The organism is Saccharicrinis fermentans DSM 9555 = JCM 21142 (assembly GCF_000517085.1).
Taxonomy (GTDB): domain Bacteria; phylum Bacteroidota; class Bacteroidia; order Bacteroidales; family Marinilabiliaceae; genus Saccharicrinis; species Saccharicrinis fermentans.
This window is the reverse complement of the sequence record NZ_KI912107.1, coordinates 3,276,480-3,301,666: the sequence shown is the minus strand read 5'-3', so window position 1 is coordinate 3,301,666 and position 25,187 is coordinate 3,276,480. Positions and strand designations below refer to the sequence as shown.

At 35.9% G+C, this 25,187-nt stretch carries 23 protein-coding genes and 1 pseudogene; 19 read left to right on the top strand and 5 right to left on the bottom strand.

Annotated elements, in window-relative coordinates:
* Window positions 1-118 precede the first annotated feature (118 nt).
* From CYTFE_RS0113390 to istB, 10 genes are all read left to right on the top strand, one after another.
* Window positions 119-571: a P-loop NTPase family protein gene (locus CYTFE_RS0113390; protein WP_152541875.1), complete on the top strand. Its 453-nt coding sequence runs from the start codon at window positions 119-121 to the stop codon at window positions 569-571.
* Between the two features lie 2 nt (window positions 572-573).
* Entirely contained in the window at window positions 574-906 is a 333-nt protein-coding gene (locus CYTFE_RS0113385; RefSeq protein ID WP_027472197.1) for a hypothetical protein, read from the top strand.
* A 30-nt stretch (window positions 907-936) separates the two neighbouring features.
* Window positions 937-1,356 carry a hypothetical protein gene (locus CYTFE_RS0113380; protein ID WP_152541876.1) on the top strand — a complete coding sequence of 140 codons (420 nt, stop codon included), beginning with the start codon at window positions 937-939 and terminating at the stop codon, window positions 1,354-1,356.
* Window positions 1,343-1,906 carry a glycoside hydrolase family 108 protein gene (locus tag CYTFE_RS28770; protein ID WP_052343193.1) on the top strand — a complete coding sequence of 188 codons (564 nt, stop codon included), beginning with the start codon at window positions 1,343-1,345 and terminating at the stop codon, window positions 1,904-1,906. Before CYTFE_RS0113380 ends, CYTFE_RS28770 begins: the two co-directional genes overlap by 14 nt.
* Before the next feature lie 298 nt (window positions 1,907-2,204).
* The gene (locus tag CYTFE_RS31520) at window positions 2,205-2,330 is read left to right on the top strand and encodes a hypothetical protein (protein WP_262505193.1); all 126 of its coding nucleotides are present in this window, start codon (window positions 2,205-2,207) and stop codon (window positions 2,328-2,330) included.
* A 158-nt stretch (window positions 2,331-2,488) separates the two neighbouring features.
* Complete coding sequence (locus CYTFE_RS0113365; RefSeq protein ID WP_027472195.1) at window positions 2,489-4,342, top strand: YcaO-like family protein; 1,854 nt, start codon at window positions 2,489-2,491, stop codon at window positions 4,340-4,342.
* Between the two features lie 12 nt (window positions 4,343-4,354).
* Window positions 4,355-5,998 (top strand): MutS-related protein, encoded by a 1,644-nt coding sequence (locus tag CYTFE_RS0113360; RefSeq protein ID WP_044214165.1) that lies wholly within the window; start codon window positions 4,355-4,357, stop codon window positions 5,996-5,998.
* A 118-nt stretch (window positions 5,999-6,116) separates the two neighbouring features.
* Entirely contained in the window at window positions 6,117-6,428 is a 312-nt protein-coding gene (locus CYTFE_RS31945) for a LytTR family transcriptional regulator DNA-binding domain-containing protein (protein WP_027472193.1), read from the top strand.
* A gap of 640 nt (window positions 6,429-7,068) precedes the next feature.
* On the top strand, window positions 7,069-8,595 hold the full coding sequence (gene istA, locus CYTFE_RS26480; protein WP_044262803.1) for an IS21 family transposase: 1,527 nt from the start codon (window positions 7,069-7,071) through the stop codon (window positions 8,593-8,595).
* Window positions 8,596-8,600: 5 nt separating this feature from the next.
* Window positions 8,601-9,332 (top strand): IS21-like element helper ATPase IstB, encoded by a 732-nt coding sequence (gene istB / locus CYTFE_RS0113335; RefSeq protein ID WP_027472192.1) that lies wholly within the window; start codon window positions 8,601-8,603, stop codon window positions 9,330-9,332.
* Window positions 9,333-9,717: 385 nt separating this feature from the next.
* On the opposite strand, the pseudogene CYTFE_RS26475 reads toward istB, so the two are convergent.
* Window positions 9,718-10,917: pseudogene (locus tag CYTFE_RS26475) on the bottom strand (IS256 family transposase).
* A gap of 56 nt (window positions 10,918-10,973) precedes the next feature.
* A complete protein-coding gene (locus CYTFE_RS0113325) occupies window positions 10,974-12,038 on the bottom strand; it encodes a phage integrase SAM-like domain-containing protein (protein WP_027472191.1) in 1,065 nt (354 codons plus the stop codon).
* 790 nt (window positions 12,039-12,828) lie between these two features.
* Here CYTFE_RS0113325 and CYTFE_RS30775 point away from each other — a divergent pair.
* The 4 genes from CYTFE_RS30775 to CYTFE_RS26465 are packed head-to-tail and all read left to right on the top strand — an operon-like array spanning window position 12,829 to window position 17,990.
* Window positions 12,829-12,969 carry a hypothetical protein gene (locus CYTFE_RS30775; protein WP_211238175.1) on the top strand — a complete coding sequence of 47 codons (141 nt, stop codon included), beginning with the start codon at window positions 12,829-12,831 and terminating at the stop codon, window positions 12,967-12,969.
* A gap of 8 nt (window positions 12,970-12,977) precedes the next feature.
* Window positions 12,978-14,204, top strand: coding sequence for a group II intron reverse transcriptase/maturase (ltrA, locus tag CYTFE_RS26470; protein WP_211238174.1), 1,227 nt, complete (start codon window positions 12,978-12,980; stop codon window positions 14,202-14,204).
* The gene (locus tag CYTFE_RS0113315) at window positions 14,201-14,494 is read left to right on the top strand and encodes a hypothetical protein (RefSeq protein WP_027472190.1); all 294 of its coding nucleotides are present in this window, start codon (window positions 14,201-14,203) and stop codon (window positions 14,492-14,494) included. Before ltrA (CYTFE_RS26470) ends, CYTFE_RS0113315 begins: the two co-directional genes overlap by 4 nt.
* 1 nt (window position 14,495) lies before the next feature.
* Entirely contained in the window at window positions 14,496-17,990 is a 3,495-nt protein-coding gene (locus tag CYTFE_RS26465; protein ID WP_044214413.1) for a cold-shock protein, read from the top strand.
* Window positions 17,991-18,214: 224 nt separating this feature from the next.
* Here CYTFE_RS26465 and CYTFE_RS0113305 read toward each other — a convergent pair whose 3' ends face one another.
* Complete coding sequence (locus CYTFE_RS0113305) at window positions 18,215-19,060, bottom strand: transposase (RefSeq protein ID WP_081735991.1); 846 nt, start codon at window positions 19,058-19,060, stop codon at window positions 18,215-18,217.
* A 53-nt stretch (window positions 19,061-19,113) separates the two neighbouring features.
* Here CYTFE_RS0113305 and CYTFE_RS26460 point away from each other — a divergent pair, with 53 nt between their 5' ends.
* Together CYTFE_RS26460 and CYTFE_RS26455 are read left to right on the top strand one after the other, a co-directional pair.
* Entirely contained in the window at window positions 19,114-19,374 is a 261-nt protein-coding gene (locus CYTFE_RS26460) for a transposase (protein ID WP_044262546.1), read from the top strand.
* Between the two features lie 31 nt (window positions 19,375-19,405).
* Window positions 19,406-20,428 (top strand): integrase core domain-containing protein, encoded by a 1,023-nt coding sequence (locus tag CYTFE_RS26455; protein ID WP_052342971.1) that lies wholly within the window; start codon window positions 19,406-19,408, stop codon window positions 20,426-20,428.
* Between the two features lie 79 nt (window positions 20,429-20,507).
* On the opposite strand, the gene CYTFE_RS0113290 is transcribed toward CYTFE_RS26455, so the two are convergent.
* The gene (locus tag CYTFE_RS0113290) at window positions 20,508-20,858 is read right to left on the bottom strand and encodes a hypothetical protein (protein ID WP_027472188.1); all 351 of its coding nucleotides are present in this window, start codon (window positions 20,856-20,858) and stop codon (window positions 20,508-20,510) included.
* A 247-nt stretch (window positions 20,859-21,105) separates the two neighbouring features.
* Window positions 21,106-22,446, bottom strand: a complete 1,341-nt coding sequence (gene ltrA / locus CYTFE_RS26450; protein ID WP_044262802.1) for a group II intron reverse transcriptase/maturase — start codon at window positions 22,444-22,446, stop codon at window positions 21,106-21,108.
* Window positions 22,447-23,251: 805 nt separating this feature from the next.
* Here ltrA (CYTFE_RS26450) and CYTFE_RS26445 point away from each other — a divergent pair.
* The 3 genes from CYTFE_RS26445 (at window position 23,252) to CYTFE_RS0113270 (ending at window position 25,148) form a co-directional block, all read left to right on the top strand.
* Window positions 23,252-23,524 carry a type II toxin-antitoxin system RelE/ParE family toxin gene (locus CYTFE_RS26445; protein ID WP_211238176.1) on the top strand — a complete coding sequence of 91 codons (273 nt, stop codon included), beginning with the start codon at window positions 23,252-23,254 and terminating at the stop codon, window positions 23,522-23,524.
* A 52-nt stretch (window positions 23,525-23,576) separates the two neighbouring features.
* Window positions 23,577-23,894, top strand: coding sequence for a helix-turn-helix domain-containing protein (locus tag CYTFE_RS0113275; protein WP_235208392.1), 318 nt, complete (start codon window positions 23,577-23,579; stop codon window positions 23,892-23,894).
* Window positions 23,895-24,869: 975 nt separating this feature from the next.
* Window positions 24,870-25,148, top strand: coding sequence for a tyrosine-type recombinase/integrase (locus CYTFE_RS0113270; RefSeq protein WP_044262527.1), 279 nt, complete (start codon window positions 24,870-24,872; stop codon window positions 25,146-25,148).
* The last annotated feature ends 39 nt before the right edge of the window (window positions 25,149-25,187 follow it).

The following is a 25,187-nucleotide window of genomic DNA, read 5'->3' as shown; positions in this document are numbered from 1 at the left end:
CATTGCATCCGATCAGGTTGTTTTAGCAAATGACCTTGCCAAGATGAATTTTAAGACCATCACTATAAAAGGCAAATTTGGCAAGCTCTTAGGTAAGCTATATTTCCCATTTTACATAATGATTTACGGCTCACGCTTTCATGGCAAAAGTACGGTTGCTTTAATGTTTGCCGATGAATTAGTAAAGCAGCATGGTTTTAAAGTCCTCTATGTAGCCAATGAAGAGGGTGCAAAAGGAACGATGCAAGAGAAAGTTGTACGTCTTGGCATCAATAGTCCAATTGGAATTATCGAAGACTATAATCCTAAACTATTCAAGGATTACGATGTGGTTTTTATCGACAGTACCCAAACAACAGAAGTCTCGCACGAGGAATTGGTCGAGTTGAAAAAGCAATTTCCACGAACCTCATTTGTGATTATTAATCAAGCAAACCGTGATGGCACATCGAAAGGTGGGACGAAATACGAACACCTAGTAGATGCCATTATGCACATCGAAAACAGGAGCGCCACAATGGAGAAAAATCGCTTTCCGGAAGGTAGTACTGAAACCATTAAAATCTTTTAAGTATGGATGAAATGACAATTAAATTCTATTGGGTAGTCATTGCAGGGTTCAGCTCGCTCATTGTAGGTGTAGTCTCTTTCGTTATCCGCAATGCGATAACCAAGAATGCCACAAAGGAAAGCGTTGAAGCTAAAACTGATTTGCTTGAAAAGGATATTCTGCATCTAACAAAAGAACTTGAAGGAGCTGAAACCAAATTTACCATACTGCATAAGCGAGTTTCTGATTTAAGGGATAGTTCTAAAGAGATTTATGTCAGCAAAGAGCTGTTCCATCAAACCATAAAGCAGCTTAACGAGAAGCTTGATACCATATTAAAATTTGTAGAACGATGACAGGCAATGCCTGAGATAATAAAAAATCAAATGAAATTATTTAGGAAACTAACACAAGCTGGTGTAGCAGAAACCTTAAAAGAGGGAACAAAGCTGATTGATGAAATTTTTACCACGAAAGAAGAAAAGCTTCAGGGGAAAATGGAGCTATTTAAAATGGCTGTGGCAGATAGAGATTCTGCACGAACCATGTACGCTAACGATAGTTGGCTACAAAAGATGTTTGCCATCTTTTTTCTTGCTGCTTGGTGTGGTTTGACTTTCGTGATGCTCAACTACTTTGTTTTTCAAACCATTGAGTTACAAGATTGGCAAATCGCTTTTATAAGCAGTATCAACGGTGGTATATCCACCAAGCTAAGCACCATTATCGACTTCCTTTTTGGTGGTTCTGTATCGGCAGTAAATAATATCAAACTTAAAAACAGACGTAAGCATGAAAACATTTGATGACTTGTTTGATGGAGTAATCAAACATGAGGGCTATTATGCCAATGTAGAGGGCGACCGAGGTGGGGAAACCTACATGGGTGTTGCCCGGAATTTACATCCTAATTGGAAAGGTTGGGAGTTTATTGATGCCTATAAAGAAACATACGGCACAATTAAGTGGAACTTCAAAATAGATGTTCCTGAACTGACACAATTCGTTAAGGATTTTTATAAAGAGACGTTTTTTGAGAAGTTCAAAATAGATGGTATTCTTGATGGCTCTCTACAAGAAATAATCTTTGATTGGTGTGTCAATAGTGGTCATTGGGGAGCGAGAGGTGTTCAGCGTGTACTAAACCAGTTCTTTGATGAAGATTTGAAGATGGATGGCATTATCGGCTTCAATACCCTAACAGCTATAAATATCCACAACCCAAAAGATTTGTTTCGGGAGATTAAGAAAGCAAGAATCCGCTATTACCATAAAATTGCCAAGAAAGGTAAAAGTCATTTGTTCCTTGATGGTTGGTTAACAAGAGTGAACTCTATGAATTTTAAATCAAAATAGTACCTTATTTGGTAGGTTTCTTCCTTCAAGCGTAGGATTTATTAGGATTTTGTATTCTATAAACTTCCACTCACAATTAGCATTTGAAGGAAAAGAATCATAATATCTAATTATTAATTTAATACTTATTGATAAACAAATGAATCAATATATTAAATTTTTATTAAAAAAATTACTAATTTCACTCCATATTCTTTGTTGTTCCTAAGATTTAGTAGGATAACTACTATGAAATAGTACATAAAGAGTGTTAATAGTGAATGGTGATGCCACTATAATGCAACCAAAACCTAAAATCATGAAACAAATGAAACATTTATTTGAAAATGGTGTAATTGTTAAAGCATCAGCGGAAGAATACATCATTGGTGCAATGTTTGCTGCAGGGTGTATTGCTATTACATCAGAACGAGCAGTTATTTAATTTAAATTGTAAAGGCTATCTTAATGAGGTAGCCTTTTATATTTAATCACGATTCGTTAATCAATACATCTACGAATCAAGAATGGCTGCATTAATAATAAAGATATGAGATTACTGCATTATTTTTTTGACTATTTACCTCTTTTATTATTTTTTTTATGGAATATTATCTAAAAAACAGAGACTATAAAACTCATAAACCACTTACAACTATTAACAATATTAGAAATATACTTTCTAACATAGATTGTTTTACATATGAAATTATATGGCAAAATATTTTTAAGGGATTTCATTCTGTTAGAATTGAAACTATAGATGGTTTTGGTACTAATGGGAAGGGAGATAATAAAGAATATGCATTAGCTAGTGCCTATGGAGAATTTCTTGAAAGACTGCAGAATAATATGCATTTAGGCTCAAAAGCTTTGACCAGAAGGCTTTATTCAAAAATAAAAGAAGAAACTGGTTTTTGCTTTTATCCGGATGAACGTATTATTACCTACGAAGAAATATTTGAATTACCATCTGATTTTTTGAAGGTATTTGAAAAAGATATTGAAACTGATTTAAACGAATATCTCGAATTATATTTTAATAGATTAAAGGAAAATAGCTTTAACGGAGCTATAAGTATACCTTTCTATGATATTAAAAATAAGAGCATACAATATTTTCCATTCAATATTCTTCATAGTTTAACGGGATCAAATGGTATGTGCGCTGGGAATAGTCCAGCTGAAGCTATCTTTCAAGGAATTTGCGAACTCCTAGAGAGATACTCAACCAATTTAATATATAACAAACAGTTAACGCCACCAACAATATCTAAACAGATATTAAAGAAATTTAAGAAACAATATGCTAAAATTGAAGAGATTGAAAGAGAAGGCTATAAAGTAATTATAAAGGACTTTTCTGCTGGTAAGAAATTACCATGCATTGGTACTATTATTATTGATGAAAAACGCAACTATTATAGACTAAACGTCGGTTCTGATACACATTTCCCTATTGCACTCTCAAGATCTCTTCAAGAAATTTTTCAAGGAATAAAAGAACGAAAACATCTTGAGGATGTTATGCTTCCTATTCCTGATGTAGAACATGAGTATTTTTTGAATAGTGATAAATCCTCAGTAGATAAGCGTAAGGAGCAATTTATGCAATTTACAATTAATGGTAGTGGTGTTTTTCCAAAGAGTCTATTTGGATCCGAAAATAGCTATGAATCGGATTTAAGTATATTTGAAGGAGACAGTTCTTATGAAGATCAAATTAAGTCTTTAAATAGTTTTATTGAACAGCTAGGCTTTAGCTTATATATCAGAGATGTATCATTTTTAGGATTTCCAGCTTATCATATATTTATACCTGAAATATCTGTAATAGGAAAGAAAAGTCCTTCGCTTATGCGAAATAGGGATGAAAAGGAAGTTCAACGAAGCTTTATAAGTGATAAAGTTGAAGATGCATTTTTTCCATTTCTGAAAATGGATAAGACCAAAGCTAAATTTCTAATTTTAGCCTTAGAAAACGAACCAATGGAATTAATGAAAGATGTTCTAAAATTAGACTTTGTAAATAATAGTATGTGGGGACAATTGAGGGTGAGTTACTTTCTCGTTGTCTTATCCATTTATACTGAAGATTATATTAAAGCAGTTAACTTCTTGAATATGCACACAAGTGAAATTGATTTAAGAAAGTTTCCATATTATAAAGCGGCAATGCTATATCTAAAAGATAAGGTAAATAAAATTGATATGGAGCAAACTTATTTGAAACTAAGTAAAAAATTTGGCACAGGTATAGCCGATGAAGTGATTAATGATTTTAACCCTAATAATGTGCTAAATGGAATTCACATACCAATATGTCCCGATTGTAAAAATTGTGTATTGATTAATGATTGTAAAACTTACGAAACGATCAACTTAACAGTAAATGTAAATAACTATGCCAAAAACTCAAATACAAACCAGAATGAACTATATATGTTATTTTCTTAAATCTTATTTTGTATGGATGTTTTAAATATTATACGTTATGCTAGAAATTCATTTTATAGTAAAATCAACAATTCTAAACAAAAAGAAGATTTCTCTGCACCCAAAACTTGCTCTTTTAGTTTTGACCTAATTAAAAGGTATTTTAAAAAGAATAACCATAAAGATAGTTTTCAAGTAATAACTGACAGGACTAATAATGACTTAGATTTAGATGAAATATTTAAATTTATAGATCGGACTAGTTCTAAAGTGGGTCAACAATTTCTATACAATAGGTTTAGAGTATTAAAGAATGACATTGATAATAAATATGAGGAAGAAAATATTTTAAATAACATAAGAAAAGATAAGAGTCAATTAAGGGTATTGTTGAGTAAATTAAACAACGATGATGCATATTATATAAGTAGTTTATTTCAAGACGAACTACTGGTTCGTCCTAGTTGGTATTTTATAATCTTAATTTTATCTATCACAAGCCTTATAAGCTTAACTTTACTTCCATTTTTCCCAAAACTTATTTTTTTACTAATTGGATTGTTGGTTATTAATGTTGGCATTCATTATTGGAATAAAAAGAATCTAATCATAAATTCTATATCTATCCCACAAGTTTTAATACTCAATAATGTTGCCAAGGAATTATATAAATTTAATCACTTAAGGTGCATTGATCCCTTATTAAGGGATAGCTTAAAAGCTATAGATAAGATAAGAAAGCAATTAATACTTAATTTATTTAGCAGTAAACTTCAAAATGACATTTATTTAATTTTTTGGTTGGTTGTAGAATTATTCAAAACTTTATTTTTACTCGAACCAATCTTACTTTTTAGTATTTTAGGAAAAATAGATACTCACAAAAGTGATATTGAGAGAGTATTTAATTTCGCAGGGAAAGTAGATGCTCTATGTTCAATAAGCGATCTGCGTTCTTCTACAGATAAATATTCCGTTCCAACTATTTCTGATAATTATAATCAATTTGATGCGAAAAATATATATCACCCATTAATAGAAAACTGTGTTACTAACTCAGTCTCAATTAGCAATAGGTCAATTTTACTTACAGGTTCTAATATGTCAGGAAAGACATCATTTATAAGAACTATTGGTATTAATTATATCCTAGGACAAACGATTAATACATGTTTTGCAGAGTCAATTGCATTTCCAAATATGATTTTGCACACTTCGATACGAATTAGTGATGATTTACTTAATGAAAAGAGTTACTATTTAGAAGAAGTTCTGACAATTAAAGAAATGATGACAGATGAGAGTAATAATTATGGGAATCTATATTTACTTGATGAATTATTAAAAGGTACAAATACTATTGAGAGAATAGCAGCTAGTAAATCGATACTTTCCTATTTAAATAACTATAAAAATATAGTATTCGCAGCGACCCATGATATAGAGCTTACCGACATGCTAAAAGATGAGTATGACTTATTTCACTTTAGTGAAATTGTAAAGAATGATAAGATTGAGTTTGATTATAAACTAAAGAATGGAAAATTAACATCAAGAAATGCGATTAGAATACTTGAATTGTATGGTTTTCCTATCGGTGTTATCAATGAGTCATATTCAATAGCAAATGAACTAAGTAATGCAATATCAACCCAAAAATTAAATTTTTTTATCTAAATATCTAATCCCAAATTTGTTATTAGAAAACAATTTCTTGAATGTCAATTAAAATCTAATTACATTTTTGGGATTGTTGGTTTTCTTAACTATAAAAATTAACAATAATTCGTAACCAATGTTAACTATAATTCCCGAAAATTACAGCATTAAACTTAAGCATATCACTCACATTAAAAATGAGTCGAACCTAAATATTATATTTACAATAAATGGCAAAAATAACACTTCAACAGAACCCTTTTATCTAATTAAGAGGAAGTTAAAAAAACAAGGATTCTTACAAGTTAACAATAATACTTTGGTAAATACATCTTTTATTGATTCTAACATTAAGCTTGGCGACAAAAGGAGTATAAGACTGTTCAAAGATACTTATGTAAATATTTCTCGAAAAAGATTACATGAAATAAGGGAGGTGTTAAATTGAAAGATTAGGCATTATTATAGTTATACTGTAAAGTATAACTATAATAATGCCTTTAATAAAACCTTCGAAAACATACAACCGGATAGCATTTTTTATATAGAACTTAAATAAACATCATTTTCTTTAGGTTTCCATATAAAACTACATACACATAAATAAAAGTTATCAACTGTTTTTCAGATGTTTGTGTATCTCCTTTTGTGGTTAATTGTATTTCCACTCTCTCAAATAAAACAACTATATCCTACAGGATATAAGTATATTACTTGGCTAGGCTACTTCCTTTTTACGGTTGATTGTATGAGCAATAATGAAGTGCGAATTAATTAATTACTCTCTTTTTGAAATGCAGTTAAATGTTTTGCTACTTCTTTTTTTGTTTCATCCTCAAAGCTATCAAGGTAAAGTTCTGTTGTTCTTAGACTGTTGTGTCCCAAGCTTTCCCCGATATATTCAGTTGAAACTGCATATTCTGGAAGTATTCGGACACCCATTCTGAAAACATCCGGACAGGCATTCCGGAATTATTCGGACACTCATTCTGGAAACATTCGGACAGTCGTTCCGGAAACATCCGGACATTGATTTAGGTCTGTTTATCTTGCTTTTCCAAAAAAAGGAAAGCGATGAAAAAACAGACATGAAAAAAGTACGCGAATTATTACATCTAGTTATTGGGCAAGGCCATAGTTCACGTCAGGCAGCCAAGATTGCCGGCATGAGCAAGAGCAGCGCCAGCGAGTATGTCAGCGGCTTCAAAACGAGCGGGATAGAACTGGATAAAATGTCGAAGCTGACCGACAGTGAATTACTATGGGCCATAACCGGACCCAACGGAAAGCAGGCAAACGAACGTTATGCCCATTTGATTTCCCTCTTCGGATATATAGAAAAAGAACTCTTACGTCCGGGTGTTACTCTACAGCTTCTGTGGCAGGAGCTTTTTGCAGCACGTGAGAAATCGTACAGTTACTCCCAATTTTGTTTCCATTATCAACAATGGGCCAAGAAGCAGAAAGTGGGGATGCACATGGAACACAAGGCAGGCGACAAACTATATGTCGATTTTACCGGGGTAAAGCAGAAGATTATAGATGCCGCAACTGGTGAAATTAGGGAGGCAGAGGTCTTTGTTGGTGTTCTGGGCAGCAGCCAAAAAGCTTACATAGAAGCCGTCGAGAGTCAGAAAAAGGCGGATTGGATAAAGGTCAACGAGAATGCATTGCGGTTCTTTCGGGGCGTTCCGCGCTGCATCGTGCCCGACTGTCTCAAGTCGGCAGTTGTGAAGGCCGATCGGTACGAGCCTCAGATTAATGCGACCTACAAAGACTTTGGCGACCATTACAGCACGGTTATCTTGCCTGCCAGGGTCTTGCACCCCAAGGACAAATCCTTGGCCGAGAACTTTGTAAAAACAGCATATACCCGAATTTTTGCACCCTTACGCAACGTACCGTTCTTTTCGCTGAAAGAGTGCAACCATGCCATGTGGGAAGAGCTCGATAAGCACAACGGGATGCCTTTTCAGGGCAAGGACTACTCCCGCGAGTATTTGTTCGATACTGTTGAAAAGGAGGAGCTGCAGCCCTTGCCCGTGTCGTTTTACGACCTGCGTGCTTTTGCCATTGTCAAAGTGCAATACAACCACCATGTATACCTGAGGGAAGATCGTCACTATTATAGCATGCCCTTCCAGTTGACGGGGAAAAAAGTACAACTCAGTTACAACAGCCGTGTGGTGGAGGTAAGCTATAACAACGTACGTGTGGCCATACACCAACGTAACCCGCACCGTTACGGGTATACCACAGACGGGGAACATAGGCCATCCCAACACAAATTCGTGTCGGAATGGGATGCCGACCGTTTTATCCGCTGGGCTGCCAAGGTATCACCCCAAACAGAATCCTTCATCAAGGGACTAATAGAAAGCAAAGCACACCCAGAACAGGCCTTCTCAGCATGTATGGGCATACTATCGGAAAGTAAGAAACACGCACCCGAAGATTTTGGAAGGGCATGCAAAAAGGCTCTGGAGATGAAAGTTTATACCTGCAAATTTATTGGCAACACACTGAAATATAAAACCTTTAACCTTGATGCCGAGGAGGAGATACGAAGAATTATGGATGATAACGAAACCAGAGGACTGGACATATTAAACTAAAAAAGATGAACGCACAAACTATTGAAAAAGTAAAGCAAATGAAGTTGTACGGTATAGAAAGAGCGTACAACCAAGTGTTCGAATCAGGCAGCAGTCAAGGTCTAACCTTCGACGAACTGCTCGCTATATTAATCGATGCGGAGTATGACGAACGGTACAATAGAAAGCTCGAACGGTATATCAAAATGGCCAACCTGAAACAAAGCGCATCAATAGATCAGGTTGATTTTAATACCCACAGGAACCTGGACAAAAATCTTTTGGTAAAACTCCAGATGTGCCAATGGGTAGAAAAAGGCCGCGACATCCTATTGACGGGACCTACGGGCGTGGGCAAGTCCTTTGTTGCGTGCGCCCTGGGATATCATGCCTGCACCAATGGGATGAGTACTCTTTATGTAACGGCCAACAAGCTTTTTGACAAGTTGATGTATGCCAAGGCAGATGGTAGTTACCCCAGAGAAATAAAGAAAATACTTAAATGTGATTTACTTATTATAGATGATTTTGGCCTCAAAGCTTTGGACACCGGCTCAAGAAATATGTTGCTTGAAATTATTGACGACAGACATAACCTAAAATCAACAATGATAACATCTCAAGTTCCTTTAAAACAATGGTTTGAATCGATAGGTGACCCCGTGGTTGCCGATGCAGTAATGGATAGGTTGGTTAACGGGTCATACCGTATCGAAATGCAAGGCGAATCAATGAGAAAAATGATAGCAAAACGTTAAAAAAATAATACCTATTTTTGAAAAAATCGCAGACCTAAAAAGTGTCCGGATAAAACCGGAATGGGTGTCCGAATAAAACAGAATGTCCAGAAACTCCGGAACGCTTTAAAACAGTTGAAAAACTATGTCTTGCTGTATAGGTAGTTACTGTTTTATCAATACCTACTTCTGTGGCAATTTTTTTCAGGGAATGTTAGCTGAACTCTGTCCTGTTGTTTTTTTACGATTTCAAATTAACTCATTATTTTTCTTTTAACCAATTTCTAAAAGCTTCATCGGGGAGCTTATGATTTTTGCCAAGGGCGGCTGAGGTACGAAGCCGTTTATATACCCTTGGCAGAACTCATAAGCGGACCTACCTTCGCTTTTATAATTTGGTGTGTGCTCACAGATTGATAACAAACCTCCCCTCAAACATGATACAAAGCTGCTGGGCTGTCAATGCCCAGTTCTGTATGGGTTGAGTCCACTTTTTCGATATGTTTTCGGTGGCCAGATAAATGAATTTCATCAAAGCCATGTCGCTGGAAAACGCACCCTTGGTCTTGGTTACCTTGCGAACCTGCCTGTGGAAGCCTTCAACGGCGTTTGTGGTATAAATCAGCTTCCTAATGGGGGCGTCATATTTAAAGTAAGCGGACAGCTCCTCCCAGTTGTCGTTCCACGAGCGCAGCACCACGGGGTACTTTTTGCCCCACGTTACTTCTAGGTTAATCAGCTCGCTCTCGGCTTGTGACTTGGTTGGGGCTTGGTTGGGGCTTGGTACACTTTTTTCAAGTCCTTCATAAATTCTTTCTGGTCTTTGGAGACCACGTATTTGAGCGAATTCCGAATTTGGTGTATCACGCACTTTTGAATTTCTGTATCGGGGAATATGCTTAATATCGCCTGTGAAAAACCCGTCAGATTATCCGTACAGGCAACCAGGATATCCTTTACTCCGCGGCTCTTTAGGTCTGTTAATACCGACAGCCAGAAGTTAGCGCCCTCGCTTTCGGAAATGTACATCCCTATGAGTTCCTTCCTGCCGCTTTTGTTGATAGCCAAAATATTGTATACGGCGCGCGATACTACCCTTCCCCCGTCCCTTACCTTGTAGTTGCATAGCATCCATCCAAACAATGGGGTAAACATCGTCTAGGGGTCGGTTCTGCCACTCCTTGACCTGTGGGATCACCCTGTCGGTAATGTTGCTCAAAACGGTTGGGGAAACCTCAACGTCGTACATGTCCCGGATATATGATCCGATGTCACGTAGGCTCATACCCTTGCCGTAAAGGCTAATAATCTTGGGGGCAAGGCTGTCTGCCAAAACGGTCTGCCGCTTCTTTACTATTTCGGGCTCAAAATCCCCGTGGCGGTCATAGGGCGGTTCAATGTCCACACTACCGCCTTCGGATCTAACCGTTTTGTTACCCTTGCCGTTGCGCTTATTGCCCTGGGAGCGACGCTCGGAGGTCAAATGCTCGTCCATCTCGGCCTCCAAAGCGCTCTCCAAAAACTCCTTTATAATGGGTGCAAATACTCCACCCTTACCCGTCAGGGATTTACCGCTCTTTAACTGTTCGAGTGCCATATCACGCATAGCGATATACTCGGGGTTCAATTCTTTTTTTTCCATAATCCTCAAAAATATAATTTTTAAATTATGGACAGAGTTGAGTTTACAGTCTCTTTTTTCATGTGGTCGTTTGTTCTTTTTATAAGTCTGTCTAAACCGCGCCTTACCTGTTTTTCGGTCATATCTTCATTGATAAAACGAAATATATAGTTTTCAGGTGAGCGGTCTTTATTTCCCCACTTGTCAATTAGCCTTTTTAAATCATCAGTATAAGCAACACTGATTGGTTTGGATGATTTTGTAGTTTTTCTTGTCTTTCTTCGAATAAAAGTAATGAACTCATCATCTACATTCTTATACTTTAATCTTATAATATCGTTCATATTCGCACCATTTAGAAGGTAACTGAAAAGCCACAAATCTTTAGCCTCGTCACGATATGAAAACTCCTTACATTCGTATTTGTATATTTTTTCAATTTCATTCATTTTCAAAGCTCGTTTTATATTCTGACTTGAAGGTAGTTTGTAACCACCTTCTCCAAAGGGGTAAATATCTTTAGAAATGGCTCCCTCACGTTGTGCAATCTTGAATATTGTTCTGGTCGAAGCCATATAAGTTTTAATGGATGACATGGAGAGGTCTTGTGCTGTCATCCATTGTTCAAATTTTTCTAATTCGTGTACCGTTAATTCTCTAAAGTCAACTTGATTGCTACCAAAATATTTTTTAATAGTTCTCATTGTAGTCGTGAATTGTGCCCAACTACACCATTGGTCATTATCGCCAAACTCTTTAATACGTCTTTCAAAATAGAATAGGATATTTGTAAGGTCACCTCCAGCAATGCCAAATTTGGTTTTAAATTGCCTGAAAGAGAAAGTTTCCATTGAGCCAATTATTTTATTGGCTTTATCCTCAATTAATGAAAATTCTAATTTGATATCTTTAAAAACACCTCTTGGTTTTGGGGCAATGACTTTATTAAACTCTTCAGGGGTAAATTCATAAACACGCTCTTTGTTGTCAATGCTATAATACATTTGTTTTCGGTTAAAAGTAACCCTTAGTTTAGCAGGGTGCTTACCATTTTTCTTTGACTGAGCCTTATATAAAACTATTGCTGTAGTAACTTTTGCTCCCATACTAATTGATTTTCGTATTTTTACTATATTGTAGTTCCCTTATTTATTAGGCATTTGGAATGTTTTACTTCATATACTTTCTAACATACAAATACATGTCAAATATAGTAATTTCGGGTAATAAAACGAAAATAAAAATTGGCTAAAAGACTGAAAACGAACTATAAAGCACTATCGAGTAATAAAAAGTAAGTATTGTACAATGTATAAAAATAATAGCCGAGTTTGTAGTATATTCGAGCATTGCAACCCGCTGCAACCTTCGTGTATTGTGACAGTTAAGCACACCGCAGTCGGCTACTATTCTTATACCGTACGTTGGTGTGCCACGAAGCTGTGGTAATCCAGTAGGTGTAAATCCTACCTAAATAATTTGCTGTTCATTTAGAAGAGCTGCCGACAGTTAAGCCCGTGAGGGTCTTCGCTGAAGCTCGGTATGTTCAAATGACCAAGCCGTAATGCGCAAGCGTGAACCCGTGGTAGCTTCGAGAAGTGTATCAGTAGATGGGGAGAGTTTTGACGGTCTTCGAACCCTGTTACGTTGTATGAATTAACAGCAATTTGAAATACAACGGTCTACCGGAGTCATAGGGATGGCGTGGTTATAGATGGATTATTACGGAACGTGGGAGGTCTCTTGTTTTAAAGTTTGGCAATCTTAAACAGGCTGATATAAGCATAGCGAAATTCAGCAAGGAAACAAGAGAAGTCGGAGGAGCCCATAGTACCACAGACTGTAGCGACAACAAAACGCTGCATAGGGAAGGGGCTCTACTTTAGAGAAGCTTATATGGAAAACAGAACGACCTATATTGACGCAAGTCTATTAGTAAGTCCATCGTCATTTCTGACCGATGAAAGAGTTCGTGAATTCCAAAGGAAGCTATACATTAGAGCCAAGCAAGACAAGAATTTAAAGCTTATAGTTTAAGCGACAAGATGAGCTTAGACTATGTGATAGAGGAATCCTATCGTAGAGTAAAACAGAATTATTCCAAAGGCACAGGAGTTGACAAGATGTCGTTTGCAGATATTGAGAAATATGGTGTATCCAAATTCCTCAAGGAGTTGCAAACAGAACTTCGTACCAATACCTACCGAAGTCAGGCTGTTCGTCAGGTAGAAATCCCGAAGGAGAAGAAAGGTGAGTTTCGCATGTTGGGTATTCCCACCAAAAAAGACAGAGTAGCACAAATGGCTGTTAAGATGCTGATTGAGCCACTTTGGGAAGCCGACTTTATTACTACTTCATATGGATTTAGACCCAAACGGGGGGCACAGGATGCAATCAAGCAAATCAAACAGAATATCTACGATGGACATCATTTCATCTATGATGCAGATTTATCGAAATACTTCGATACCATTCCTCACGATAAACTGTTTGTACTGCTTAAAGAACGCATCAGTGACAAAGGAATTCTGGATATTATCGAACAGTGGTTAACAGCCCCAAAACAATTAAAGAACGGAAAGTTGTTGTCGAGTACAGCAGGTACGCCGCAAGGAGGGGTTATTAGTCCATTGTTATCGAATATTTACCTACATGCTTTTGACCGAATAGTCAATAATTCAAAGAGTAAATTCTCCAAAGCAAACATACGAATTGTGCGTTATGCCGATGACTTTGTGCTTATGGGAACTTACTATTACAGCAGAGAAATATTAGCACATATCGATTCATTAATGACACGGATGGGGCTTACCATCAATAAGGAAAAGACAACTATTTTGCATGTGCATAAGAAAAGCCTATTCTTTTTGGGGTTTGAGTTCAGGGTAATCCGCTCCAAATTCGCTTGGAACAGGAAGAACTATACCAACGTCCGCCCGAGTATGAAATCAAGGAGTAAACTCTTTGCCAACATTCGTGAGCTTTTAGCAAAACGTAGGCATTGGAAGATTGAACCTTTGCTTTACAAGCTCAACTCATTATTAATAGGTTGGCTTAATTATTTCTCTATAAGTAAGGTAACGCACATTTGGGAAACCATAAAGGTTATCATCAAACACTTGGATTATAAACTATTTAAATGGCTCAAAAGCAAAGGACGTAAAGCGCACAAGTCGCTTCGCCAGCGACCATACAGTACTTTTGTACAAAGCAAAAGGCTGTTAGACTTGGAAAAGTATGCACGCTTGAAAACCCTTGCGAAAGCTCAATGAAGAACTCTATCGGTAAGCCGTATGAGGGAAAACTTCACGTACGGTTTGATGAAGGGGGCGCTGATAGTTTACTTATTATTGCTACTTTTAGAAGTAATAATGGGAGTAAGCTATCAGGCTCTACTCTACTGTGCAACCCTAAAAAACGACAAGACCGACAGAAAATGTACAGAAAAATGAAAGATAAAATGCCAACGCTTCAGCAAAATCAAAAGAGCTGCATCCCTACGCTCAAAGCCAACCCAATGCAGCACATTTGCTTTTGCTCCAACGCACAAAAATCACGATAGTATGTTAATTGGACTTGTAAAATGGTTTGACAAAGACAAAGGTTTTGGTGTTGTTGGAACACCTGATGGCGAAGAGTATTTTCTTCATATTAATAGTTTTACTACAAAACCAGATAAAATACTAAAAGGAACGCCAATTGCTTTTTCACCAAAAACTGACAATAGAAAAAATAGGAATTCCGCTGAAAGCAGTCGATTAGTTGGTAATTCAGAAGATTGGAAAGTTATTTTGAATCATTTAGGAAAGCCTGACAGTGTAAGAATAGAAGTTGAAGTAAGAGGACACGGAAGAAGAGGTAACCCATACCACCGAAAAGAAATGCAGTCATTTAGTCTAATTGGACTGTCATTAAAATATTTCTTTCAAGATAAAAATGAAGAAGAAATATCAAATTTTATCATTGACTATTATGACAATGACTTAAACACAAAACAATTCATTTCATATTGCGAATTAATTGAAGATAGTCTTCCAAAGCATTTTTCAAACGAAATATCAACCAATATTCTAAACATTGTTTTTTCACACTTTGGTAAAAACTTGAATGAAGAAATACTATATGCTGTTTGGAAACAAAAGAAGTTTAAATTCATTTCATACAATGAAATGGACGATTACGAAATACCTGAAAGTGTTTTAAGAGCAAATATTCTTGAAATCGGAAAGTCAGAATTAAGCCGTATTTTAAATTTTAGTTTTGGGTCAGAGTTTGGTTCTTATTATGTAAATAATAAATTCAGCAACATTGAAACTCTTACATCTGACGAAATAAAAGAACTATATCAATTTGTAGAATTTGAAAAGGAAACTGAACAAGAAAACAGAAAACATCAACTTGATAATTTATACACTCAAAGAATTGAAGTTGAATTAACTGAAAAAGCCAACCAACTTGACACAATAAGAAATAGTGATGATTTCAATAATTATAATCGTTTACTACAACTTATTCCCAATCGCTTTACTGATACTGACAAAAACAAAGTAACAAAATCAATTCATAAAATAATAGCTCAAAAGTGTTCAGATGAATTTAAACCAGAGCTTTGGATTAAAGGTATAATAGAAGAAGTATCATTAGAATTTGTTTCAAAATATTTTCTTAATAAAGATACTCAATCAGACAAGCGAATATCAATCCTTACTAAGTTACAAACAGACAGGCAATTTGAACTTTTAAAAAAATATGCTGACGAATATACTTTTGAAAAGGGTTTTGCTTTGCTTGAAGAACTAGTCAAAAAAGAAAATTCACTAAATTATTATTTTGACCTTTTAGAAGTTCTTTTCAATACTGAATTTTGGAAAGATAAAAAAGGAAAAGAGTTGATTGAATCATTTACTGATTACGTAAATGACCAAAGCAACGATGAACAGAAATACGATTTGTTTTTAATCGGTTATATAAAGGATGTTCCGCAAAACATCGTTAGACAAAACATACACCAACTTGAAAAAGAAGATTGCAAAAAGATATTTAAAAGCATATCAGAAAACAAACCTTTCATTAGGGACATTTTAACTGAAAAGGTAACATTTGAAAATACAGTTTCTTTGAGTTGGCTTTATGATTTGGCAATAGAATTTTTAGACATAGAAAATTTCAACACTTTTGACAAGAAAGCATTTGACACCACCGAACATTCTGAATACTTCAAATTTTGGGAAATAGGGAAAGCAAAATTATTTCCACAACACCAAATTGAAGAATTATTACAAGATGAATTTGAAAACTATGCTCAAATAGATAATTGGATTAAAAACAATGCAACAACAACCGAGGAAATATCGGATTTTTTGTTCTCATTTCTAAATAAGCAGGTTCCAGTAACAGACAGAAAAATTTTCTACAAACAGTTAAATCACATAAAATATCTGTTGCAGTTAAACGAATTGCATTTAGAACAGATAAAACAAATTCAAAACGATTTTTACACTGTAATTCTGTGGGTATTAGACAAAGATGATGTTTTAAATTTTGAATTACTAAAACAGAAATTCATCTACTTCGCTCCTGATGAACAAATAAGAATAATTAGAAAATTGTTTTTTATTAAAGCAAATGGTCAGTTTGATTTGACCATTGAAAAGCTAAATGAACTTACAAGATTTGATTTAGATTTATACAAAACAAACTTAGAATTCAATCCCGAGATACCTATTGATATTTCAACAGACGTAGTTGTCAAAGCGTTATTGTCATATCAGCAAAACAAACGTTTCTTTGTTGAAAGCGAACTTTTGACGATTATATTGAATGACTTAAAACTTGACAAAACAAGACGTTTTATATTGGCAAATTATTTTGAAGATTGCTTAGGACGACAGACTGCAAAATTTGACTGGTCAAGAGAAGGCGAAATTAGAAAGATTAAATATGGTAACAATCAGTTTTATTTTGCCATTAGCTTTTCTACGGGAAATACTCATTGGGTTAATAATCGTTGGGGTGGCAGAGAAGTTTATTCCCCAAATCCAAATTTTGAAAACCTAAAAGAAGCGGTTAAGAAAATTTCAGGGGTTAAATGGAATCCAAATGAAAAGCATTGGGGTGTTCCATCACAATACGAAACGGAAGTTTTGAATTTTGCGAAAGAGCAAAGATTTTTTCTTGACTTTGAAGGAAGTAATTATGCAAATAACATTCACTTAGCAGATTTTAAAAGGGAAGATATTCCAAATGGAATTTCGTTTTGCGAGGGTAGATTAGCAAACAAACCACACGTAATGTTTAAAAGGAAATTTTGGTGGTGTGGCGGACAACTGTGTTTTAGTAAATGCGAAACAATCCACAAAACAGACGAATGGGAAAAATATACATTACTTGACTTTTGTGAAATTTTAGACTTAAATACTGATGAAATAAACAAAATGGGAGACTTCATTCCCAAAGGCAAATATTATCAATTTATTGCTTTAATAAATCGCTTTAATAGATTATTAGAAAAACTATACTGTAAAGACTGTGGGCACATTTTGTATCCTTCTGATTTCGGAACAGGTCACTTTGCTGCACACACTGTTGTAAGATTTCAATGTCGGAATGATGAATGTGAAAACAATGAAGAAATATACTTAAATCATTGCCTTAATGGACAATGTAACAATATTATAGATAGCAGAATTTCAAAACGGTGTGATAATGGTTTATTTATATGTGATAGTTGTGGAAGTTGTTGTGCTCACAATATGCTAGAAAGACGATTATCAAACTTAAAATTGACTGGAGGCTACATACACGACAATTTAGTGAAATGTGTAAATGAAAAGTTAGGACACCTTGAAAGAGGAGAATATTTTTGTTATAAATGCAAATCTGAAATGACTGAAATCAGCGATGACATTTTCCAATGTTCAAAATGCAATGTGGAATATGATACAACGAAATACAATTTCAAAAGACCACATATACATTTAAGAAAAACAATAGCAACGACAGGTAATAATGGAAATGATAAAGAAAGTTTTAACGATGACTCTGACTTTCCATTTTAACCAACGCTTTTGGTGGCACATTTGCAATTCACACAAGCTTACACTACAGCCCAAAATTGCAAAAGAGCCACCAAGCCAACGCACAACAGAATGGATGCTATATGACAGATAAACAAATAAAAATGAATAAAGGGCAGCACACAATCGAATAGGTGGCTGACAGGATTGTAGCCCTGCCAGTGCACCTTTCACACCACCGTACGTACAATGTCGTTAAGTTAAGGTCATATCCCTTTAGATGTTAAACCTTTATGTCTTCGCCTGATTGATGTATCAGGTCTTTTAAATGACCTTCCGGGTCTTATTATTTCTAATCTTTTTGAGAGTATCTCAATTAATTTAGTTATAAAAACCTTGGGGGTACTTGAATATATGATATCTAAAAAGAAATCTTTTAGTTTAGCTAATGATTGTGTTTTGTTTGCTTGCTGCTTATATTTTCTATTTTTTGTTGACTTTATATTGCTATTTATAGCTTGTGTTCTTATCATCGAAGATAGATTTAGCATAAAAACCTTTGCATAAAAATCCTGTTTTATTGCAATAGTTGTTTTTCCAGTAAATTGCTCTAAATGAAGTGATTTTTTGAAAGATTTAAATCCTTCTTCAACGGACCATCTCATATGGTAAAGTTGCTTAAGGTCATTTAATGTGAAATTTTTTCTATTTGTTAAATTTGTTAGCAAAACTTCCTTTTCTCCTGATGATAATTCAATGCAAACCAAGCGAAGTCCTTTAATCTCCAAGGGAATATCATATTCCCTAATTTTACTTAAATCTCTATTAGAGCGTCTTTTTAATGTAAAATCAATATCACTATTATTACTTTTAACTAATTCAACAGCATCTTTCCAAGCCGTACTTAACCGAAAACAGAATTTATAATTTTCCTTCATTAATAATCCAATGAGCCAATGACTTGGATAACCTCTATCAAATACTAAAATGTCAGATTGAGAGCTAAGAATTTCTAGGTGTTTTACAGCAAGATCTAGTTCACTTCCTTTTCGTTTTATTATTTGGGCATCTAGCACTAATTCATTGCAAACATCATATGCAAATGATCCTATATTAGCCCGTAATAAAACCGAGCAGAAAAATAAACAATTAAATTTGTACTGCTATGGAAAAAAAGACACGTTTTACGACAAAAATCAAAACAGAAATTGTTCTGTCCTTGCTTCGAGGAGAAAGCATGGAGGCTGCAAGCCGTAAGTATGGAGTAACGATCGCCGATTTGAGTTTTTGGCGTGATCAGTTTGTTAAGCATGGAGCTGATGGATTTAAGCGCAAGCCCGATGATTCTAGACTAAAGGAGGCCGAACGTATGATTGGTAAGCTGCAAATGGAGTTGGAACTCAAAAAAAAAAGAACGAATTGGTAGCAAAACTAAAAAGGAGATAATCGCCTTGTTGATGAAAGAGGTTTGCTCTATAACGCAAAAACCATATCCAAAGCGACTTATATTTAAGGTAGTGGGTTATAGTAGTAGCACATGGTATGAGAAACCAGTGGCAAAAACAGGTAAACGAGGTAGAAAACCCCTTCATAGTGATGAGACCGTCTTGCATGAGATCAAGGTTGAAATTCAGAATAGTGTATTTAAATCTGAAGGCTATTTCAAGGTTAAAAAGCGCATGCAAAGAAGGCCTAACAATGCCATTAGGGCTGGGAAAGAGCGAGTGAATAAGCTTATGCGTGAGAATGATTTACTGAGTCCAAACAGGAGATCCAGAAGTACTAAGAAGAACGATCATAAGGGGCGCATTATAACTGACAAACCAAATATAATGTGGGCCACTGATGGCAAAAAGTTCTGGATTAATGGAAGTGGGTGGCACTGGTTTTTCGGTGTTATTGACCATTTTAATGACGAAATATTGGCATGGCATATAGCAAAGATTGGTAACCGTTTTGCGGCTATGGAGCCAGTACGTTCTGCTATTCGGAAACAATTTGGCTCCGTTAATAGAGATGTTTGCAGAGGTATGGAGCTGCAGTTACGTAGTGATCACGGTTCACAATATGACTCTGCAGACTTTATGAATGAGATGAAGTTTCTTGGCCTAGGAATGTCGAAGGCGTATGTGAGGTCGCCGGAATGCAATGGCATAATTGAGCGGTTTCACCGTACCCTGGAGGAAGAGCTTCTACAGATCAAGCCTTTTAATTCTATTGAGGAAGCTCAACGGGAAATAGCTGAATTTATTGACAATTACAATACACATTGGATATTACACAGGTTGAACCATTACTCCCCGATGGAGTATAAACGAATGTATATAGAAGCGCTGAAGAACGCCCAGTCCGATACTTCGGGTAATATTGAGCCAGAGGGCCAGTTTGTCCTCCTTTTGAGTGGTTCGATACCACGAAAAAAGGATCAAACACAAAAAATAAGCAAAGGGGTAAAACTTGCGGAAATATCCCTTTCGTAGATCCTTCGGTATAACAAATCACCGTCGGACCAGTTTGTCCGACACAAAAATAGAAAAAAACTAAAAAAGTGCTCGGTTTTTAGAGGCCAATACAATATGCAAATGATCCTAATGCTCCAATGATAGTTTCATCATGTTGATTTCTACTATAGCCAAAGTCGTTTTTAAGTTCCTCTGATGCTGGCAAATTAATCTTCGTCCCATCAATAGCGACAACTCGCTTTTGTTTCCAGTCCTTTTTATAAGGTGCATTCTCATTAAAATATTCCAGGTTAGACTTGTTTAACTCAATAAAAGCTTCAGGTTTTAACTTTCTTCTTGATTGGGTAAATGCACTTTTTGAGATTGTTTGAAATGAATCAGGAGATTTTGAAAGAGCTTTAAAAAACCGATCTAATTCTGTATGAACACTTGGACGGCTAAAACACATTAGGGATATTAATAAATCTTTAAAAGACAACTTTCGATTACGAGTAAAGTCTTCTTCCGAACATTTACTTCTATTGATAAAACCTTCATTATCAATAGTTTTTAGAGAGTGAGAAAAAAGCCCTTCTACAAAAAGAGCTCCTCTGCTTTTCTTTTCCTTATTACACTTCTAATATACTTAAAAATATCAAGAAATCCTTAACTTAACGACATTGACCGTACGTACGGGTCTCGTATACGGCGGTTCCTTACATCACGGGGAATAGCGAATTTGTCTTAGTAGGTAAAGTAGCTGTTATTTCATTGTACATAGAAGCTAATGGGATATAGCCTCGCTTTTGAAGTCGTTGCACCGTAATGGTTGTTCCTAAAATAGGACTTTGAGCGATAGCCCAACCACCCATACGGCTTCTGCTCCAAGCATAGGCCATACCAGCTTCAATGCCTAATCGGATCAGGTTTTTCCTTTTCCGCTCAGGCTTTTTCCAATGATGCCAAATGCAGTATCTAAGACGATTACGGAGCCAGCCATCCAACTCTTCCAGTTTTGTTTTGATATTGGCATATTTGAAGTTGTTAATCCAACCTCGTTGGATTTCAATTAACTTACTAATGCGTTCATCAAAGCTCATTGGAGTAGTCTTTCGAGTGACTTCTTTAAGTTTTGCTTTAAAACTCTTCCATCTTTTTGGGGCAACTACCAATTGGTATTTTCCCTTGATACCTTTCTTATAGATCGGTACAAAACCGAAGCCGAGTATTTGGAAGTTTACTGGTCGTCTGATGCCACTTTTGTCTCTATTGATAGGGAGTTTCAATTTATCCCTAAGAAATATGTAAATGTCATTTCCGACCTTCCTAGCCTGCGATTTCGTTTTGCAATAGATGCTAAAATCATCAGCATAACGTACAAAGCGCAACCCTAATCTTTCCATTTCTGAGTCTAATTCATGAAGAATTATATTTGACAATAATGGACTAATCGGGCTACCTTGTGGAACTCCCATCCGTCGTTTGGTCAGTTTACCATCTTTTTCAAGTGGAGCGCGTAACCAACGACGAATTAAACACATGGTTTTTGGGCATTTAATCTTGCGGTATAGCAACTGCAACAGAATTGCATGGTCAACCCTATCGAAAAACTCTTTTAGGTCAATCTCAACAATATGTTGGTAGCCTGAATTGATATAACTCAAGGCTTTTCCTGCTGCTTGTTGCGTATTACGCTCAGGTCGGAAGCCATAACTATAGGTAGAAAAATCTATTTCATAATGCATCATTACCACCCGTGACACTGCCTGTTGCAGCATACGGTCAATAGCAGTAGGAATACCTAGTTGACGGGTTTTACCACCTCCTTTGGGTATTTCTTTGCCTCTGATGGGTTGTGGCAAATATGCACAAGTCAGTATCTCTTCAACCAATTGATTACGGTGTAAATCTAGATGGTGTTTAAGTTCGGAAACTGACATACCATCTATACCGCCTGCACCTTTGTTACGTACTACATCCTTGCAAGCTATGGTTAAGTTTGCTGGATGTATTACCCGTTCAATTAAATTACTGGTGTTCCGTTTTCTTCTTTTCATTTCTTAGCTAATCCCTGTTCCCTGCTAATCTTCTTTGGGGCTGGAAAGGCTCGAATCCTTTTACCTCCGCCAAAGATTTATAGCGATATAAAGTTCAGCCCTTCACTTATCTATGAGACCTCCATGCTTAGCGTGGTATTCGTTAGAATGGCTCGTTTTCCAAAGCTACTATGGCTTTTGCTGACTGCTCTGCTCTATTAACTCGTAATTACAGAGCTCTCCCCTGGTAAGTGCTATATCCTTCATCCAATATCTGCCGCATCTACTTTATAAATACTCGCCTCCTTGGCGTTTGGACGTTGCAATGATGTGTTTACTCATCCGATTTATAAAGCCTCATATGCGATTCCTGTTCGTCAGAACCGGAGTTTGCCGTTTGACTTCCTTCACTGCATAGGTCACCCCATACCAGCTTGTCACTTGCTAACGGTTCGGAGCGTTACCTCCGCCCGTGATGGGACTTTCACCCTCTGGATATTAAATAATACTCCACATTCCGAGGTTTATTGAAGATAATTTGTATTTTCAAACTTTTTCAACAACTTCGGGTGTGGGTGTACTGCAGCACATGCAGGGCACACACATTTTGTATAGTGCATAGCGGGTTTTGTGGGTATTTTGCGCTTCGTCACTCGCCCGTATTTCGGTGCAGTTATGAAAGTTAAAGCTCACGTAATCCGCTACGACACCATACAATTTACCGTTAGCCCCTATACATTTTCACAACTAAAAAAAATCATAATTATAGAAATTCAGAAATAGTTCATATTTTGCTTTTTTGTAACTTTAAAGTTACCTTTGCTGTATGGATAGAGTAAGAGAAGTAATTGCATATAAAAATTATTTTCAAGACTTCCTGAAAAACCAAACAATTAAAGTTCAGGACAAAATATTTAAAGTCATTGAAATAATTGAGACATACGAAAGAATACCGTCTCAATATCTTAAAGCAATTACTGGAACTGACGGACTTTATGAAGCACGAGTAAAATTGGCTTCAGATATTTGGAGAGTCTTTTGCTTTTTTGACAAAGGGAAATTGGTGATTTTACTTAATGGATTTCAGAAGAAAACATAGAAAACACCAAAGAAAGAAATTGAAAAAGCAAAAAAATTAATGATGGAGTATTTTGACGAAAAAAGAAGGGGTGAATAATATGAAAACTAAAAGTTGGTCTGAAATAAAGAATGATGTATATGGTGAAAAAGGTACAGAAAGACGTGACGAACTGGAACGTGATTTTGAATCTTTTAAAATAGGACTTTTATTACGCCAAGCAAGAGAGGAAAAACATCTAACACAAACAGAACTTGCTGACAGAGTAGATAAAAAACGCACATATATATCACGTGTAGAAAATAATGGTAGCAACTTGACTTTAAAAACCCTTTATGACATTGTTGAAAAAGGACTGGGTGGAAAAGTTAAAATTCAAATAGAACTCTAATTATAGAAGAGTACAGGGGCTAACACTGTGTATAATTAATGGCGGGCTTGGTTGTTTTTTTGTCGGGCGGATTCTCGCATTTAATTTCGTCCTGCCGGACAGAAATTCTCTCCGAAAATCTGCCACTAAATCATACACTTTAACCTTGGGCAACATGCAAAAAAACTACCGTAAATAGAAATTATCATAAGATATAAATATAAAGTCAGTAGATTGAAAATACCTTATAAAGTAAATATGCGGTCTGCTGCATATTGCAAAGTAAAAAAATGCTCCAATCCGGATGGCGATTGGAGCGTTGGAAATCTCTAAGTTTTACTGGAATCTTTTGGAATTAATCGAAATTAGTGGGTGTTTTTTGGAATATTCTGACAACTATTAGACTTTTTCCAATTGTGCGGTAAAAGATCAGCCAAGTCTAAATCATAACTACTGTTGTATAACGCCATCTTAGAAAATACATCCGTAAGCCATCTGCGAGGATTTACATCACTGGTGGATACCCTGGAGCATGTTGACCCCTTGCCAAACGTTGGTTGAAGTTATGTTTTCAGCATGACATTCCGGCGGATGTTGACCCCTTAAAATGTTTTTGAAGGAATAATATTGCTCGGTGATCAAAAAAAACGGAGCATGTTGACCCCTCTCGCGAACAAATGCTTTTCGAAAAACGGAGCATGCTGACCCTCTGGATTTAGGTTTAATTAATTTGCCATTATGGGTAGAATCGTACATACCGCATACCGCTTCGATCTTAAAGGAGAAACAAGGCGTAAATAACAGAATGAATAATTTTTTGTAAATTCATAGCTGATTTAAAAAGTGAACGGGTATGGCCGTTTTCACTGGGTGGGTATAGACCATTTTTTCCAAATTGACGACAGAGATTAACTTCATCACCCCACAAAAATAGAATTTACAAACACTTGCATATAAACAGATTTTATATATTTGTATATATAAAAACATGATTTGATGCCTGTAAAGCCCAAAATAATCCTCTCTTTAGCACAACACCGGAAGATGGATGTTGTAAAAATAGGAATAAACAAAAAGGTGACTCCACATATGCTACGCCACTCATTTGCAACTCATTTATTAGAACATGGTGTCGACCTTAGATACATTCAAACGTTTTTAGGTCATGTATCGAGTACCACAACAGAAATTTACACACACGTAAGCAAACGATCTCTTGCAAATATAAAAAGCCCTTTAGACCAAATTACAGAATATAAACAACTCAATAACTGATAATTAAACAAATATCGACATAATAGATATAAACACAAT

Excerpts from the sequence above, each read along its gene's own strand:
- CYTFE_RS28770 (WP_052343193.1), top strand. The coding sequence starts at position 1,343 with ATGAAAACATTTGATGACTTGTTTGATGGAGTAATCAAACATGAGGGC.
- CYTFE_RS0113325 (WP_027472191.1), bottom strand. The coding sequence starts at position 12,038 with ATGGGAGCAAAAGTTACTACAGCAATAGTTTTATATAAGGCTCAGTCA.
- CYTFE_RS26465 (WP_044214413.1), top strand. The coding sequence starts at position 14,496 with ATGTTAATTGGACTTGTAAAATGGTTTGACAAAGACAAAGGTTTTGGT.
- ltrA (WP_211238174.1), top strand. The coding sequence starts at position 12,978 with ATGAGCTTAGACTATGTGATAGAGGAATCCTATCGTAGAGTAAAACAG.
- CYTFE_RS0113270 (WP_044262527.1), top strand. The coding sequence starts at position 24,870 with ATGCCTGTAAAGCCCAAAATAATCCTCTCTTTAGCACAACACCGGAAG.
- CYTFE_RS0113380 (WP_152541876.1), top strand. The coding sequence starts at position 937 with ATGAAATTATTTAGGAAACTAACACAAGCTGGTGTAGCAGAAACCTTA.
- CYTFE_RS0113315 (WP_027472190.1), top strand. The coding sequence starts at position 14,201 with ATGAAGAACTCTATCGGTAAGCCGTATGAGGGAAAACTTCACGTACGG.
- CYTFE_RS0113390 (WP_152541875.1), top strand. The coding sequence starts at position 119 with ATGATTTACGGCTCACGCTTTCATGGCAAAAGTACGGTTGCTTTAATG.
- istA (WP_044262803.1), top strand. The coding sequence starts at position 7,069 with ATGAAAAAAGTACGCGAATTATTACATCTAGTTATTGGGCAAGGCCAT.
- CYTFE_RS0113290 (WP_027472188.1), bottom strand. The coding sequence starts at position 20,858 with ATGTGTTTTAGCCGTCCAAGTGTTCATACAGAATTAGATCGGTTTTTT.
- CYTFE_RS30775 (WP_211238175.1), top strand. The coding sequence starts at position 12,829 with ATGGAAAACAGAACGACCTATATTGACGCAAGTCTATTAGTAAGTCCA.
- istB (WP_027472192.1), top strand. The coding sequence starts at position 8,601 with ATGAACGCACAAACTATTGAAAAAGTAAAGCAAATGAAGTTGTACGGT.
- ltrA (WP_044262802.1), bottom strand. The coding sequence starts at position 22,446 with ATGAAAAGAAGAAAACGGAACACCAGTAATTTAATTGAACGGGTAATA.
- CYTFE_RS26455 (WP_052342971.1), top strand. The coding sequence starts at position 19,406 with ATGAAAGAGGTTTGCTCTATAACGCAAAAACCATATCCAAAGCGACTT.
- CYTFE_RS26445 (WP_211238176.1), top strand. The coding sequence starts at position 23,252 with ATGGATAGAGTAAGAGAAGTAATTGCATATAAAAATTATTTTCAAGAC.
- CYTFE_RS0113385 (WP_027472197.1), top strand. The coding sequence starts at position 574 with ATGGATGAAATGACAATTAAATTCTATTGGGTAGTCATTGCAGGGTTC.
- CYTFE_RS0113365 (WP_027472195.1), top strand. The coding sequence starts at position 2,489 with ATGGAATATTATCTAAAAAACAGAGACTATAAAACTCATAAACCACTT.
- CYTFE_RS31945 (WP_027472193.1), top strand. The coding sequence starts at position 6,117 with ATGTTAACTATAATTCCCGAAAATTACAGCATTAAACTTAAGCATATC.
- CYTFE_RS31520 (WP_262505193.1), top strand. The coding sequence starts at position 2,205 with ATGAAACAAATGAAACATTTATTTGAAAATGGTGTAATTGTTAAAGCA.
- CYTFE_RS0113360 (WP_044214165.1), top strand. The coding sequence starts at position 4,355 with ATGGATGTTTTAAATATTATACGTTATGCTAGAAATTCATTTTATAGT.
- CYTFE_RS26460 (WP_044262546.1), top strand. The coding sequence starts at position 19,114 with ATGGAAAAAAAGACACGTTTTACGACAAAAATCAAAACAGAAATTGTT.